General features: G+C 38.2%; 15 protein-coding genes, 1 pseudogene and 2 riboswitches. Of the genes and pseudogenes, 5 read left to right on the top strand and 11 right to left on the bottom strand.

The genetic code is table 11. The annotated features are described in order from the left end of the window. Nucleotide 1 precedes the first annotated feature (1 nt). The 7 genes and pseudogenes from TY15_RS18615 to katA all read right to left on the bottom strand — a co-directional run bounded on the left by TY15_RS18615 (nucleotide 2) and on the right by katA (nucleotide 7072). On the bottom strand, nucleotides 2-1063 hold the full coding sequence (locus tag TY15_RS18615; protein ID WP_040209563.1) for a FecCD family ABC transporter permease: 1062 nt from the start codon (nucleotides 1061-1063) through the stop codon (nucleotides 2-4). Next, a complete protein-coding gene (locus tag TY15_RS18610) occupies nucleotides 1029-1994 on the bottom strand; it encodes an ABC transporter substrate-binding protein (RefSeq protein WP_040209703.1) in 966 nt (321 codons plus the stop codon). Before TY15_RS18610 ends, TY15_RS18615 begins: the two co-directional genes overlap by 35 nt. A gap of 182 nt (nucleotides 1995-2176) precedes the next feature. Then, nucleotides 2177-2369: riboswitch (cobalamin riboswitch) on the bottom strand. 142 nt (nucleotides 2370-2511) lie between these two features. Continuing rightward, entirely contained in the window at nucleotides 2512-2982 is a 471-nt protein-coding gene (gene ribH / locus TY15_RS18605; protein WP_040209565.1) for a 6,7-dimethyl-8-ribityllumazine synthase, read from the bottom strand. Nucleotides 2983-3076: 94 nt separating this feature from the next. Beyond that, a pseudogene (gene ribB / locus TY15_RS18600) lies at nucleotides 3077-3700 on the bottom strand (3,4-dihydroxy-2-butanone-4-phosphate synthase); the annotation flags it as partial. Between the two features lie 66 nt (nucleotides 3701-3766). Further along, on the bottom strand, nucleotides 3767-4426 hold the full coding sequence (gene ribE, locus TY15_RS18595) for a riboflavin synthase (RefSeq protein ID WP_040209566.1): 660 nt from the start codon (nucleotides 4424-4426) through the stop codon (nucleotides 3767-3769). A gap of 221 nt (nucleotides 4427-4647) precedes the next feature. After that, a riboswitch (FMN riboswitch) is annotated at nucleotides 4648-4794 on the bottom strand. 163 nt (nucleotides 4795-4957) lie between these two features. Beyond that, complete coding sequence (locus TY15_RS18590; RefSeq protein ID WP_040209567.1) at nucleotides 4958-5428, bottom strand: GyrI-like domain-containing protein; 471 nt, start codon at nucleotides 5426-5428, stop codon at nucleotides 4958-4960. A 183-nt stretch (nucleotides 5429-5611) separates the two neighbouring features. Then, a complete protein-coding gene (gene katA / locus TY15_RS18585; RefSeq protein ID WP_040209568.1) occupies nucleotides 5612-7072 on the bottom strand; it encodes a catalase KatA in 1461 nt (486 codons plus the stop codon). A gap of 348 nt (nucleotides 7073-7420) precedes the next feature. Here katA and TY15_RS18580 point away from each other — a divergent pair, with 348 nt between their 5' ends. Together TY15_RS18580 and TY15_RS18575 are read left to right on the top strand one after the other, a co-directional pair. Further along, nucleotides 7421-7624: a hypothetical protein gene (locus TY15_RS18580; RefSeq protein ID WP_040209569.1), complete on the top strand. Its 204-nt coding sequence runs from the start codon at nucleotides 7421-7423 to the stop codon at nucleotides 7622-7624. Continuing rightward, on the top strand, nucleotides 7617-7817 hold the full coding sequence (locus TY15_RS18575) for a YwbE family protein (RefSeq protein ID WP_040209571.1): 201 nt from the start codon (nucleotides 7617-7619) through the stop codon (nucleotides 7815-7817). The genes TY15_RS18580 and TY15_RS18575 overlap by 8 nt, the downstream gene beginning before the upstream one ends. Nucleotides 7818-7938: 121 nt before the next feature. Here the strand turns inward: TY15_RS18575 and TY15_RS18570 are convergent, their stop codons facing one another. The 4 genes from TY15_RS18570 to TY15_RS18555 form a co-directional block, all read right to left on the bottom strand. Beyond that, nucleotides 7939-8139, bottom strand: a complete 201-nt coding sequence (locus TY15_RS18570; protein ID WP_040209572.1) for a cold-shock protein — start codon at nucleotides 8137-8139, stop codon at nucleotides 7939-7941. Nucleotides 8140-8268: 129 nt separating this feature from the next. After that, nucleotides 8269-9021, bottom strand: a complete 753-nt coding sequence (locus TY15_RS18565; protein ID WP_040209573.1) for a Cof-type HAD-IIB family hydrolase — start codon at nucleotides 9019-9021, stop codon at nucleotides 8269-8271. 144 nt (nucleotides 9022-9165) lie between these two features. Beyond that, nucleotides 9166-10881, bottom strand: coding sequence for an ABC transporter ATP-binding protein (locus TY15_RS18560; protein WP_040209575.1), 1716 nt, complete (start codon nucleotides 10879-10881; stop codon nucleotides 9166-9168). Nucleotides 10882-10953: 72 nt separating this feature from the next. Beyond that, entirely contained in the window at nucleotides 10954-11259 is a 306-nt protein-coding gene (locus TY15_RS18555; RefSeq protein ID WP_040209576.1) for a heme biosynthesis protein HemY, read from the bottom strand. Nucleotides 11260-11611: 352 nt separating this feature from the next. Here TY15_RS18555 and qoxA point away from each other — a divergent pair, with 352 nt between their 5' ends. From qoxA to qoxC, 3 genes are read left to right on the top strand one after another with little or no spacing between them, the layout of a single operon-like run. Next, a complete protein-coding gene (gene qoxA, locus TY15_RS18550; RefSeq protein ID WP_040209577.1) occupies nucleotides 11612-12574 on the top strand; it encodes a cytochrome aa3 quinol oxidase subunit II in 963 nt (320 codons plus the stop codon). Continuing rightward, nucleotides 12564-14540, top strand: a complete 1977-nt coding sequence (gene qoxB / locus TY15_RS18545) for a cytochrome aa3 quinol oxidase subunit I (RefSeq protein WP_040209579.1) — start codon at nucleotides 12564-12566, stop codon at nucleotides 14538-14540. Before qoxA ends, qoxB begins: the two co-directional genes overlap by 11 nt. Beyond that, the gene (gene qoxC / locus TY15_RS18540) at nucleotides 14530-15135 is read left to right on the top strand and encodes a cytochrome aa3 quinol oxidase subunit III (RefSeq protein WP_040209580.1); all 606 of its coding nucleotides are present in this window, start codon (nucleotides 14530-14532) and stop codon (nucleotides 15133-15135) included. Before qoxB ends, qoxC begins: the two co-directional genes overlap by 11 nt. Nucleotides 15136-15160: the final 25 nt, after the last annotated feature.

Here is a 15160-nt window from a genome sequence, read left to right as displayed (position 1 = left end):
TTTAACCACTTCTTTCCATCCTCTTTCTTTGTAGTAGGATAATAGCAAATACAGGTGCTCCTATTAACGCCGTGATCACCCCAATGGGCAATTCAGTTGGCGAAATAATCGTTCTGGATATCAGGTCAGCTATAATTAAAAACCCGCTTCCTGTAATAATCGACAGTGGCAAAAGATGCCGGTGATCAGGACCCCATAACAATCTAGAAAAATGGGGAATCACCAACCCGACAAAACCGATGGTGCCTGACACCGCCACCGCCGCTCCTGTTAATATCGAGCCAGCTGTTAAAATAAGCAGCTTTCTTTTTTGAACATTTACGCCTAAATGCTGGGCACGCTCTTCCCCAAACGACATCGCATTTAATTCTTTTGCGTTAAACATAAGTAAGGCTGAGCCAATCACAAAGAAGGGCAAAATAATTTTTATGTATTCCCATCCCCGCATCGATACACTCCCTAACAGCCAACCAATAATTTGCCTGAGTTCATCTCCCGTTAGTGCAATCATGAGGGAAATAATCGCCCCTAAAAAGGAGCTAAATATGATCCCCGTTAATATAATCGTTTCCACTCGCATCGAACGCTCGATTTTGCTGGCAAAGGTAAGGACGAAAAAGATCGTCACGATTGAAAAAAGGATACTGAGCAATGGTAAGGTGAAGGATCCCACATACGGAATCGAAAGCTGAAAAAACAAGGTGAGAACCGCTCCCACTGATGCACCAGAGGATACCCCTAATGTATAGGGATCGGCTAATGGGTTTCTTAGCAGCCCTTGAAAGGCGGCCCCTGCAATCGCAAGAGACGCCCCGACAAGTCCTGATAAAATCACCCGAGGCAAACGAATATCTAAGACAATACTCGAATACATCGGATCAATTTGATCTAGTGAAATAAACCCAAAAAGCTTCGCACTAATAATTTTCAAAATAGTTAACATCGGAACAGATACCGTTCCAATTGAAATACCTAATAAAATAGACAAAATAAGGAAAATTCCCGCTAATAGATAGGCCAAGTATCTATTATTTAAAAACGTCTGGATAAATTGCCTTTGCAAGATCTTCTACTCCTTCAACGATTCGAGGGCCTGAACGTGTCACCTGATCAGAATCGACATCAACTACTTGCTTATTTTTTACCGCGCTGACATTTTCCCAGCCTTGTCTCGCTAAAACTTGGTCACTAGCATGATCAACATAGTATCCATAGGTCGTAATAATCACATCTGGATTCCTTTTAATCATCGCTTCCTGATCTATTTTAATCCAGCCTTCTTGATCATTGGCAATATTTTCGGCATTAATTAAATTTAGCATTTGATCCATAAAGGTATTCTTTCCTGGTGTGTAAATTTCAGGCGCAGGTGAAACCTCAACTAACACTTTTTTCTTCGTTTTAATCGCTGCAGCCTTGGTCTTGATATCTGCCAATTTATCCTTCATACCCTTGATCAATTCCGTTGCTTTCGCAGTTTCGCCCGTTGCCTTACCAATCATCGCAATGGAATCATATACTTGATCGAAATTTTGAGCATCATTTACGATTAGCACCGGAATCCCAGCATCCTTTAACTGCTGAAGGCCTGCCTCGGAATTATGAGCAGATGATGCATGCGCTAACACAACATCTGGCTTTAGAGAAATAATTTTTTCCAAATTTAGTTCTTGTCCACCAACTTTTTCTTTTTTCGTTGCTTCTGCTGGATAATTATCAAAATCGGAAACTCCGACCACTTCTTTATCAAGTCCTAACGCAAAAGCGATTTCTGTATTACTTGGGATGAGTGAAACAATCTTTTCAGGTTTCTTTTCGATGACAACCTTTTTATCTGCCGCATCTTTAATCGTAACAGGAAATGTGCCTACTTCTGATTTCTTTTCGACACTGGTGTTATTTTCCTCTTTGACTTGATCTTTCTTTTCTACACAACCTGCCATAACTCCAACCATCAATATGACTGCTAATAGGAGCGAATACCATTTCTTCATAATTTCCCCTGCTTTCTCTATATGTAACAAAAAATAAACCCTTCTTGCGCTAAACAAACACGCGCGAATAACAACAAAAAACATCTCCACAATGTAATGGAGATGTTGGGTGATTAGATTCAATTACTAACGTAAAGTAAAAAGAGTCTAGCCTTCAACACCTTCCTATCCTCGTAGGTTTATTGGCGCACAAGAATTAGGCAGGTTTCCTGGCTCATGTTCATCGCTTCCTATGCCTTCCCATCAAATTTGACAGTGACATGTTATAGGTTGCTCCCATTTACAGTGGCGGGACCGCGTTGGCTTTTTACCAACTTCCCTTTTAAGCTAAACATCTTTCGAGAAGATTTTAGCACCTAATTTAAAGAATATTTTTTGTTTCTTCTATTATAAAAAATGAATAGTGTTTTGTATATGTTTTTTGGTAATAATTATCTTTCCTTTAGATGATGGATGTCGAAAGTAATCGAACCATTAGCATCCTGATCAGCTGTCATCTTCATTTCAATTGATAAGTTTATTGCTCAATATTCCGACATAAATTTGCCATTTCGATGGCAGCAGTGGCAGCATCCCAGCCTTTATTCCCTGCTTTTGTTCCAGCACGCTCAATCGCTTGTTCAATCGAATCTGTTGTAAGTACGCCAAAAATAACCGGAATCCCCGTAGCTAAATTCAATGCAGATACCCCCTTCGCCACTTCGTTACAAACATAGTCAAAATGAGGAGTGGAGCCCCGAATAACTGTGCCAAGTGTGATCACAGCATCATATTTTTTACTTGTTGCCATTTTCTGAGCTATAAGAGGAATTTCAAATGCACCAGGAACCCAAGCAATATCTACGTCCGTTTCCTCTACCCCATGTCGTTTAAGGGCATCTTCGGCACCGCCTAATAATTTGCTAGTAATAAATTCATTAAATCGTCCAACAACAATCCCTACTTTTAACCCTGAACCTACTAAATTTCCTTCAAAAATATGTCCCATGTTCATACCTCCATTTATTTTTTTCGTGTTACTATTGACTGTTAAAAATTTCACCTTTTAACGAGATGGCAAATTATATAAGAAACTGAATCTAAACCTCCCGTTTAACAAGGTTTTCCTTTTTTTTTCTGTATTCAATCAAATCTTTTATCGTAATCATCTTAACGTTTAGTTCATCGGCAATGAGCCGTAATTGTGGAACACGGGCCATCGTTCCATCTACATTCATAATTTCACAAATAACACCGGCAGGCTTTGCTCCACATAATCTAGCGAGGTCTACTGCTGCTTCGGTATGACCTGTTCTACTCAACACTCCTCCTTTTTTAGCGATGAGCGGAAAAATATGTCCAGGTCGTTTAAAGTCAGCAGGTTTTGACTCAGGATCTAACAGGCTTATGACTGTGGCTGACCGTTCAAAGGCTGATATCCCTGTCGTTGAAAACTTGTGGTCAATACTTACGGTGAACGCTGTTCCATGTGGATCTGTGTTATTAGTGACCATCGGGAGTAAGTCCAGCTTTTGCGCTAACTCTTCTTCAATTGGCACACAGATCAATCCCCTGCCGTGTGTAGCCATAAAATTTATTACTGCCGGGGTCGTTTTTTCAGCAAGAGAGATAAAATCCCCTTCATTTTCACGATCCTCATCATCGCAAACAATGATGACCTTTCCTTCCTGTAAATCTGCTAAGGCTTCATCAATTGTATTAAACACACTTCTCACTCCTTTGTAGTGGTCAATCGTCAATCCATGCCAGACTTGTACTCAATGGGGATGATATTAAAAGAAACCATTCTCTTCTAAAAATTTTTCCGTAATTCCTGATGTTTCCTTTTGCTCAGGATTATTTGATAGATTTTTTATAAAATTTCCAACATATTTTCCAATCATATCGCATTCCAAGTTTACGATTTCACCTGAGCCCTTTTGTCCCAATATCGTTTCCGACAAGGTATGCGGAATTAACGAAAGCGTAAAACTATTTTCTGATACCCTGAAAACGGTTAGGCTTGTCCCATCAACCGCAATCGATCCTCTAACGATGACATATTGTAATAACTCTGGTTCTGCGGAGATTTCATAATATACCGCATTTTCTAGGGCTTGTTTACTTTTGATGATCCCTGTGCCATCAATATGGCCTGAGACAAAGTGACCGCCAAATCTTCCCCCTGCAGCCATTGCCCTTTCTAAATTAACCTTTGATCCCCGCTTAACCGTATGTAAACTAGTCGCTTTCACCGTCTCGGGCATTACATCTACGGTAAAATGTTTACCAGAAAAAGAGGTAACGGTCAGGCAAACTCCATTGACTGCAATACTGTCACCAAGATTCACATCATCCAAAATTTTGTTTGCTTCAATTGTTAATACATAGGACTCTCCAGTTCGTTTAATATTGGATAGTCCACCAATTTCTTCCACGATCCCAGTAAACATAATTGTTTCTTCTCCTTCCTTTGATCCGACATCTTTCTGATCTATACGAATAAATCTTACTCTCTTCGGGGATTGCTTCGAATCCAAGATAGGTGAACTAGGTCACACCCTTTTGAAGATACAAAAAGACCCTAAAGAACGTTATTCTTCAGGGTCTAAAAAAGACAATAGTAAATAAAGGCTTAAAATTAGGTATACTTTACCCTACCCATTAATCCTTTAATTTCCTTCTCCCATCCAGACTTTAACTGTCGGCCCTGGAGTTTCACCAGATCCACCGTGTAACAATATGTTACACGGGTCACGGACTAAGAAGCAAAAGCTTCATCACCGCCGGTTAGGAATTTCACCTGACCCCGAAGGAAAATATTCGAATATATTATTTATATGTTATTATACTTATTTCAATCAGTAAAGTGAAATGAAACAAACCTACAGAAAAAAGTAAGCAGCTTCTGAAAATTTTTGTTTACTGTTCCACATTATAAAATATAAAGAAGGAGCAAAATGATCCTCATTCCTTATATTTGCTTATTTTCTATAAGATTTTACAGGTAAATAGATATCAAAATAAAGATTACCTGCTTCATTTCGCTGTTTATCATCTTTATGGTAAATTGCAAGACTTAAGGCAGACTGATCTAGCTCATAGCCATAATCCTTCATCCAAGATAATACTTGAAGATATGTATTTTCTACTTCCTCTGGTGCTCCTTGATGAGTTGTAAACACATAGTTCTTACTTGGAATATTGAAACCAATCATCCCCTCTGGCAACACGTCAATTTTTTCCACAGGTTTTGTTACATAATAGGTAAATTCTGTTTCTCTTCTATGAAATGGAGCTATAAAAACAGGATCATTTGACTGATTTGCCACTTCCTCTAACCGATCTTCTAGTTTCTGGAATAAACTCGGAATAGTATGTACTTGTGAGTAGGTACCCGTCCACGATATCCCGACTACTTTTAATTCTTCTTTCTCGACCACCTGGATTCCCAAGCTAATCCCCCCTCTTTGTTCCATCATATTTTTTTATTTCTAATAATATCCCTTGAATTCCTACAATAATATTCGACCAAATCCAGTTTAATAGAAGAGAAGAAAAAAAGGTGTCGAAGTCTGTCATTTTGTTGAATTAAACAAACAAAATGGGCCATTCATATGATGAACGGCCCTGCTTTATTATTTCACTTCTTGAGGAATAGCTAAATTCAAACCTTTTGCAACCCGTTCACCATACTCAGGATCTGCCTTGTAGAAATGCTGAATTTGGCGAAGCTTGATATCATCTCTCTCAACTGGTTTCATAGCCCCTACAATGGTTTCTACTAACCGCGAACGTTCTTCTTCTGTCATCAAACGGTAAAGATCACCGGCTTGAGAATAATGATCTTGATGATCATAGGCTACCTGCTCAGCTACACCGGTAACTTGGAAAGCAGTTTGTTTATGCTCAGGTGCTTCTTGTGGACCGCCATAGCTATTTGGTTCATAGTATACCGAACCTCCGCCATTATTGTCAGAACGCATCGCACCATCCCGCTGATAATTGTTTACTTCTACTTTTGGCTGATTAATTGGCAGTAAATTATGGTTAGGACCGACACGATAGCGATGGGCATCGGAATAGGCAAATAATCGGCCTTGGAGCATTTTATCTGGTGAAGCCTCAATACCAGGTACAAAAGTTCCAGGTGAAAATGTTGCTTGCTCAACTTCAGCAAAATAGTTTTCAGGGTTGCGATTAAGTACCATTCTTCCTACTTCTATTAATGGATAATCCTTATGTGACCAGACCTTTGTAACATCAAATGGATCATATTGGTACGTATTGGCATCCTCAAATGGCATAATTTGAACATGTAGCCTCCACGCTGGAAAATCCCCTTTTTCAATAGCATTGAACAAATCCTCTGTATGGTAGTCAGGATTTTCCCCTGCTAATTTAGCAGCCACTTCATTTGACATGTTTTTAACACCTTGTTCTGCTTTAAAGTGATATTTTACCCAGACAGCCTCGCCATCTTCATTCACCCACTTAAAGGTATGACTACCATAGCCATTCATATGACGTAGTGTAGCAGGAATACCACGATCCCCCATTAAATAGGTCACTTGATGGAGTGATTCAGGTGATAAGGACCAGAAATCCCAGACCGCGTTTGGATTTTTCAAATGTGTTTTAGGATCTCTCTTTTGTGTATGAATGAAATCGGGAAATTTAATCGCATCGCGAATAAAGAAGATTGGCGTATTATTACCAACCAAATCATAGTTCCCTTCTTCAGTATAAAACTTAACTGCAAAACCACGAGGATCACGAACTGTATCTGCTGAACCAAGTTCACCGGCAACAGTTGAGAAGCGAATAAACATTGGAGTTCGTTTTCCAACCCCATTAAATAGTTTTGCTTTTGTATATTTAGACATATCATTTGTTACTTCAAAATAACCATGTGCCCCTGCACCCTTTGCATGGACTACACGCTCTGGCACTCTTTCTCGATTAAAATGGGCCAATTTCTCAAGTAGATGCACGTCCTGGATTAAAGTTGGACCCCGTGAACCTGCCGTCATTGAATTCTGATTATCCCCCACTGGTGTACCATTTCCTGTCGTTAAATGCTTATTAACATTACTCATTTAAATCACCTCTTAAACTATTTTTAAGCTTTAACTAGATTATAATATAATTCTGATTAAAATCAATACTAATTTATAATTATTTTAAACTAATATTGATTCTCACTTCCATCAACTTGTACCCACTATTACATTAGTATTAAAAAAAAATGCCGTTATTCCACATATAAGAAAAGAAATAACATTCGAAATTTTCCATTAAGTTCGGAAGGGCAGTTTCTTAAGTATTAATCAACAAGCATGTTTTATTTTAACTTTGTTAAAAAGAAGAGAATATTATGAGAGGAATTATTCATATAGGGAAAAATAGATTATAATGGAGTTAACACTTATAAAGGAGGATTTTTCATGAGTGATGTAAATACAACAAACCAAAATGAAGAACCAAAAAAGAAAATCAGCTTACAAGAAGCAATGAAGCAACAGCTTGAAAATAAAAAAAATAAAGGTACTGCTGGGAATTCAAGTTTAAACAACACCCAGAATGCCAAAAAATTAAAGAGCCAACAAACGAAAAAAGTAAGTAATTCACGGAGAAAAATGGGTGTCTAACGGTCAGAATAGACAAGATATTCATCCAGGAATTGCGGTGAAAATCGTCTTAAAAGCAGATCAAAAAAGTGGAAAACTGACTAGTGGAGTGGTGAAAGATCTATTGACGAAGTCAAGTTTTCACCCGCATGGTATTAAAGTTAGACTAACAGACGGACAAGTTGGAAGAGTTAAGGAGATTCAAAGTACATAATTCTTCAGACAAAAATAATTTTTAGACTGATTATCCAAAACCTCTGCTTTTTTTGAGCAGAGGTTTTTTGAGCATTTAAAAAACAGACCCCGATGGAGTCTGTTTTTTTATTGGTTGGTCATTATGATTTACGAACGTTAACCGCTTGAGGACCACGTTGTCCATTTTCAATTTCAAACGTAACCTCTTGACCTTCATCCAATGATTTGTATCCTTCGCCTTGAATGGCTGAGAAATGAACGAATACATCTTCTCCACCTTCACGCTCAATGAATCCAAATCCTTTTTCACTGTTAAACCATTTTACTTTACCTTGTTCCATTTCTTTGTAGCCTCCTAGCATGTACCAAATACATGATTTTGCAAAATATACTTGCTCAAATATTTTTACCCAGATCTAACGGCCATATACACAGAATACCGAAAATAATTAAATTTTTTTAGCTTCTTTTTATAGAACCCATTTAGTGATGGCAAGTGCCACTCCATCCTCTTGATTTGTTGCGGTTACCCAATCAGCCGCTTCCTTCACGGAATCTTGAGCATTCCCCATCGCCACGCCAATGCCAGCTTCTTTTATCATCATTAAATCGTTTCGACTATCGCCAACAGCCATGACATTTTTCATTGCAATGCCTAATTTATTGCAAACAAATCCCAGTCCATTTGCCTTATTAATCCCAGCCGCATTGACTTCTATATTTTTCAAGGTTGAATTACTTAATTCAAATTCACCCTTTTCCTCAAGTTTTTTTAAAATGATTGCCCTCGTTGTATCATCTTCAATATTAAATCCAAATTTTAACCAGTCAAGATTATGTAAGTTATCAGGCATTTCATCATGCCAATTCCGTTCGGTACTGATTGCCCAAAAATTCGTTTTGTGCTGCTTAGTTAATTCCCACATCCATTGGATCAGCTCGGATTTCATGAGGTTCCGCTGTACAAGTTCCCGTTTCTCATCCCAAATCTCACTACCATTCACAGTTACTAAATACGAGGTTAGCTCTAAAGCATCGGCATGTTCTCTGCTTGTAAGCAACGATCTTCCGGTACTTAGAACGACGTATATCCCCTTATCCTGAGCGGCTTTTATAGCTTGACGATTTGCATCGGATATCTGTCCTTTATTATTTAACAGGGTTCCATCCATATCTAATGCAATTAATTTAATATCCACATCATTGATAAAATTATTGTCCATTAATCGTATTTCTCCTTTCATACATCCCTTATAATAGGTTACGCTTCTCCATATAATTTATCAAAACTTTTTAAGTTAACATAATATATTTATCGATCAGAAAAAGAATGCTCCTACTTATTTTTCTCAGGAGCATTGTCTATTTTATCGCTGATATTGAACACGATGAAGATTGGCAAAAATACCATCTTGTTCAATTAATTCATCATGTCGACCTTCTTCTGCGATCCCTTCCTCTGTTACGACCATGATGCGGTCAGCATTACGGATAGTAGCCAATCTATGGGCAATAATAAGCGTAGTTCTGTTTTGAGCAAGCTCAGTCAATGCTGCTTGAATCACCATTTCTGTTTCTGTATCGAGGGCAGATGTTGCCTCATCTAAAATCAAGATTGGCGGATTCTTTAAGAACATACGCGCAATGGCAATCCGCTGTTTTTGGCCACCCGAGAGCTTCAAACCACGTTCACCAATTTGTGTTTCATAGCCATTTGGCAAGGAGTCAATAAATTTTTCGAGATGAGCTCGTTTTGCAGCTGAAATAATTTCTTCTTCTGTTGCATGAAGTTTGCCATAAGCAATATTTTCTCTTAGGGTTCCAGTAAATAAAAACACGTCCTGTTGCACGATGCCTATTTGTGAACGTAATGATTTTTTCGTTAAGTTACGAACATCAACTCCATCGATGGAGATACTACCGGAATTCACATCGTAAAATCGTGGGATCAACGAGCAAATCGTGGTTTTTCCAGCACCTGATGGGCCAACAAAAGCAACAGTCTCACCCTCAAGTATACTCAGGTTAATATTTTCAAGAACCGATTTCTGCCCATCATAGCGGAATGAGACATTATTGAAAACAATGTTTCCTTTAAGCTCATCCATTTCAACAGCATTATCTCGATCCTTAACTTCTGGTTCAGAATCAATTAGTTCGATAAACCGCTTAAAACCTGCCATTCCCTTTGGATAAAGTTCCATAATTGCACTGATTTTGTCAATTGGTTTAAAAAGAACATTCACGTAGAGTACAAAGCCAACCAGTTCCCCATAAGAAAGCTGTCCAGTAAAACTTAACCACGCACCATATACAAGAACGATAATGGTAATCAATCTTGTCATCATGTAAATACCAGATAGACTAAAAGACATGACACGATAGCCACTCAGTTTAGCGCCGCGATAGCGATGATTATTCTTTTTAAATCTAGCAATCTCAAAGTTTTCATTTGTAAAAGATTGGACAACTCGGCTCCCAGAAACGCTGTCCTCCACACGTGCATTTACATCGGCAATGCTTGAGTACATTTGACTCCATGCCTTATTCATTTTTAAATTACAAACTACTACCAATAGCATCAAAAATGGCAATATCAAAATGGCCACAAATGCCAGTTTCACATTGATTGTCAGCATGATCCAAAAGGCGCCAATAAAGGTCATCAATGCAATAAAGACATCCTCTGGGCCATGGTGGGCAAGCTCTCCTAAATCGAACAAGTCATTGGTAATTCTCGACATTATATGACCTGTTTTCGTATTATCAAAGAATCGAAATGATTGTTTTTGAACATGCTCGAAAAGTTCTTGTCTCATATCCGTTTCAATATCAATTCCAAGCTTATGACCCCAATAATTAACGATATATTGTAAAAAGGTACTTAATAAATAAACCACGAATAGTCCAATACTCACAGTAACAATGGTTTGCCAATCCTCTCCAGGCAGTAAATCATCAATAAACCAGCTTACTGCTAGTGGGAAGGCTAATTCAAGTAAAGCAACAACGACAGCACTACTAAAATCTAGGATAAATAATCTTTTATGTGGCCGATAATAGGAAAAGAAACGCCGAATCATATCAAAACTCCTTTTTCGTAATAAAAACGCAAAACGCTTGGACAAAGAATCCAAGCGTTTGTTTTTGTCAGATTAATGATGGTGGTGATGTCCACCCTTTGATGGATTGGTAATTAACCATTCCTCTTTAGGGACATGGAAGTATTGAATCCACACACCATCAAGATTTTCATCATTTTTATCAAGGATGAAATCAATTCCCTTATCGGTTTTAACCACTTCATCATTATCTGTTGGTGTGTCAAGCATTAAATCATAATGTGCATGATCTCCATGGATACTTGTGACATATACACGGAACATTTTTCCGTCTGATTGCTCTTGTTCTAACATTTGTTTCAATGCTTTAGCTGCATTACGATTAATTTTTACCTTCATTATATACTCACCTCTATTATGTAATCCTTACCATTATCCCATGTTTAGACAAAAATAGACAAGTTTAATTGTTTTCACATCCTTTCGAATTAATTACCATTAATATCCCATTTTAGCATTTTAAATCCTTAACAAATTTGTCACAACTTTTTTCAAAAAGCTATATTAACATCATAGTAATGTTGTTAATATTGTGTTAAGGAAATCAAACAGACTACTTACTATTAACTAATAATTAATGTAAATTTGTCTCTTCCTGGTTATTAAAAGTGTGAATGTCCGTTTTTGTTTGTGAACGAATTCACGAACTCTTTGTGAAAAAATGTACAATTATTGGAGGGAAGAAATAGAAATGTTGAAAAAGAAATTATTCGTTCCACTTTTTTCCTTGCTGCCGATACTCCTCTTGAGCGGCTGCGATTCAAAAATGGTGGTGTTTGATCCAAAAGGTCCTGCGGCTCGAGAAATTCTAGACCTAATTAATTGGTCATTAGTCTTTATGCTCCTTGTTGTTGTCGTCGTTTTTGGGTTATTTGGATATATTGTTTGGAAATATCGTGCAACGTCTAAGAATATAGGTTATGAGCCTCCTGAGGAACATGGAAGCACCAAATTAGAGATGATATGGACGTTTATACCTATTTTAATAGTAATTGCCCTTACTATTCCAACGGTGAAAACCATTTACAAGCTTGAAAAAGTACCTGAGGGATATGAAAATAAAGAGCCGATTACGATTAATGTCACCTCTGCTGACTGGAAATGGATTTTTAGCTATCCCGAACAAGGCATTGAAACAGTTAATTATGTGAACATTCCTGTCGGTACACCGGTCAAATTCAAATTAACTTCTGCTGGTACTATGCAGTCCTTCTGGGTACCGCAATTAGGCGGACAAAAATACACGATGAATAAAATGGAAACCGAGTTATACCTGACTGCTGACCAAGCAGGAGAATTTTTAGGAAGAAATACAAACTTTAATGGAAAAGGCTATGCCGACATGGAATTTACAGTTGAGGCAAAGTCCCCTAAAGCATTTGATAAATGGGTCAAAGAAGTAAAAGAAACTGCTCCAAAATTATCAGAAGATAAATATTATGAGCTATTAAAACCTACCCATTTAGGTCGTCAAACCTTCACCGGCACGCATTTAGCTTGGGTGGATCATGGTAAGATGAATTCTAAAACTTACACAAATCCAGAATTATATGAAGTACACGGTGTCAAAGGTAAGATTTTTAACGAAGATGATTCGTCCAACGAATCAATGGATATGGATAAATCTAATGGAGGTGAAAACCATGGGAATTAATTGGCATGATTTTTTTATAGTTGGTAACCCGCTTATCTTGGGTTCCCAGATTGCTATCGGACTAACGATGATTGGAATCGTCGCAGTCGTTACTTATTTAAAAAAATGGAAATGGCTTTGGCAGGAATGGTTTACAACTGTCGATCATAAACGAATTGGGATTATGTATATTCTTGCTGGGGTCCTAATGTTCTTCCGTGGTGGGGTTGACGGACTTTTAATGAAAGCCCAAACTTCAAGACCGGAAATGAAATTTTTAGATGCACAACATTATAATGAAATTTTCACCACCCATGGCGTGATTATGATTTTATTTGCGGCGATGCCACTATTAATTGGCATAATGAACGTTATCATTCCTTTGCAAATCGGTGCACGGGATGTGGCTTTCCCACAATTGAATGCCCTAAGCTTTTGGCTATTCTTCAGCGGCGCTATGCTGTTTAATATTTCGTTCGTTATCGGTGGTTCCCCGGATGCTGGCTGGACAGCATATTTTCCACTCGCAGGGAAAGAATTTACTCCTGGTATTGGGAACAACTATTATGCGATTGCCCTGCAAATAGCCGGTATTGGGACACTAATGACGGGAATTAACTTCGTTGTGACGATATTAAAAATGAGAACAAAAGGCATGACCTTAATGAAAATGCCTATGTTTACTTGGACTTCATTTGTTGCGTCCATTATTATTGTGGGAGCCTTCCCTATTTTCACGGTTGCTCTTGCGTTGATGACATTCGACCGGATTTTTGGTACCCATTTCTTTACGTTAAGCGGCGGCGGAATGGATATGATGTGGGCTAACTTATTCTGGCTATGGGGTCATCCTGAAGTTTATATTGTCGTACTCCCTGCCTTTGGTATGTTCTCAGAGGTTATTGCAACCTTCTCAAGAAAAATGCTATTTGGCTATAAATCAATGGTTTTCTCTGTTGTCGGGATTGCCTTCTTAAGTATGCTCGTTTGGGTTCACCACTTCTTTACGATGGGTTCAGGCCCTGCTGTTAATTCGGTTTTCTCTATCACTACCATGATGATTGCAATCCCTACTGGGGTAAAGATGTTTAACTGGTTATTTACGATGAGAAAAGGTCGAATTCAGTTTACAACCGCAATGCTATGGGCTCTTGCTTTTATACCTTGCTTTGTAATTGGTGGGGTCACAGGGGTAATGCTTGCTATGGGTGCAGCTGATTATCAATATCACAACACTCTATTCCTAGTCGCTCACTTCCACTATGTATTAATACCTGGAGTCGTATTTGCAGTATTTGCTGGTCTTTACTATTGGTGGCCAAAAATGTTTGGCTTTATGTTAAATGAAAAAATTGGAAAAATCCACTTCTGGTTATTTGTGATTGGCTTTAATGTAACCTTTATGCCAATGTTCTTCCTTGGACTTGATGGTGCAGTTAGACGTTCTTACACTTACTCAGCTGAATCTGGATTTGCGCCACTATTCCTATTATCAGCGATAGGCGCAGTCATTTTAGCGATTGGCTTTGCTGCCCTATGCTACAACATTTACTGGAGCGCAAAATACGCTGACCGGAATATCTCTAATGACCCTTGGGATGCACGGACACTTGAATGGGCTACTTCTTCTCCTGCCCCATTCTACAATTTTGCAAAACTACCAGAAGTGAAAACACTTGATGCATTCTGGTATATGAAAAAGCATAATGAAGGATTAACTTTAAATGACAATGAAATTAAAGAGATTCATATGCCAAGCAATTCAGGCTTGCCATTCTACATGGCTGTAGTATTTGGAGTTGCCGGATTCTTCCTTGTATTTGAATGGAAGATTGCTGCTTTAGTGGCAACGATAGGAATTATCGCTGGATTGATTGTTCGGTCCTTCGATTATAACGATGGCTTCCATGTTACAGTGGATGAAATCAAACAAACAGAAAAAGCTTGGCGCGGTAATGATAAAGGGGTGAACAACCATGTCAGCTAATGTCAATACAGCCTTACCACTTGAGTACCAAACAGAGCAGAACCGGATGAACATTCTTGGCTTCTGGATATTCTTAGGTGCAGAAATCATCCTTTTTGGGACACTGTTTGCGGTATTTTCCGTTCTTAATGCAAGATATGCGGGTGGTCCAACGCCTAAAGATCTTTTTGAAATAAAAGACGTTATGGTTGAAACCATTCTTTTATTAACAAGTAGTTTCACATGCGGATTAGCAATCTATGAAATGCGTCGTAACAATCGCAACGGTTTATTATTATGGTTCATTATCACACTATTGCTCGGTGCAGGCTTCGTCTTTATGGAGGTTACTGAATTTATTCATTATGTCCATGAAGGTGCCACGATGCAAACAAGTGCCTTTCTATCAAGCTTCTTTGTTTTGTTAGGTACACACGGTCTGCATGTTAGTATGGGGATTGGCTGGGCGACGATGGTGATTATTCAAATTTTCCAAAGAGGAATAACACCAGTAACCGCTCGAAAGACATTTATTATCGGTCTTTACTGGCACTTTTTAGATGTCGTTTGGATTTTCATTTTCACATTTGTGTATTTAGCAAGGATGGTGTCCTAGATGTCTAATAATAAGAAAAACCGGG

The organism is Neobacillus jeddahensis (assembly GCF_000612625.1).
GTDB lineage: Bacteria > Bacillota > Bacilli > Bacillales > Cytobacillaceae > Neobacillus > Neobacillus jeddahensis.
The sequence above is the reverse complement of the archived record's forward strand: the minus strand, read 5'-3'. Positions and strand labels throughout refer to the sequence as shown.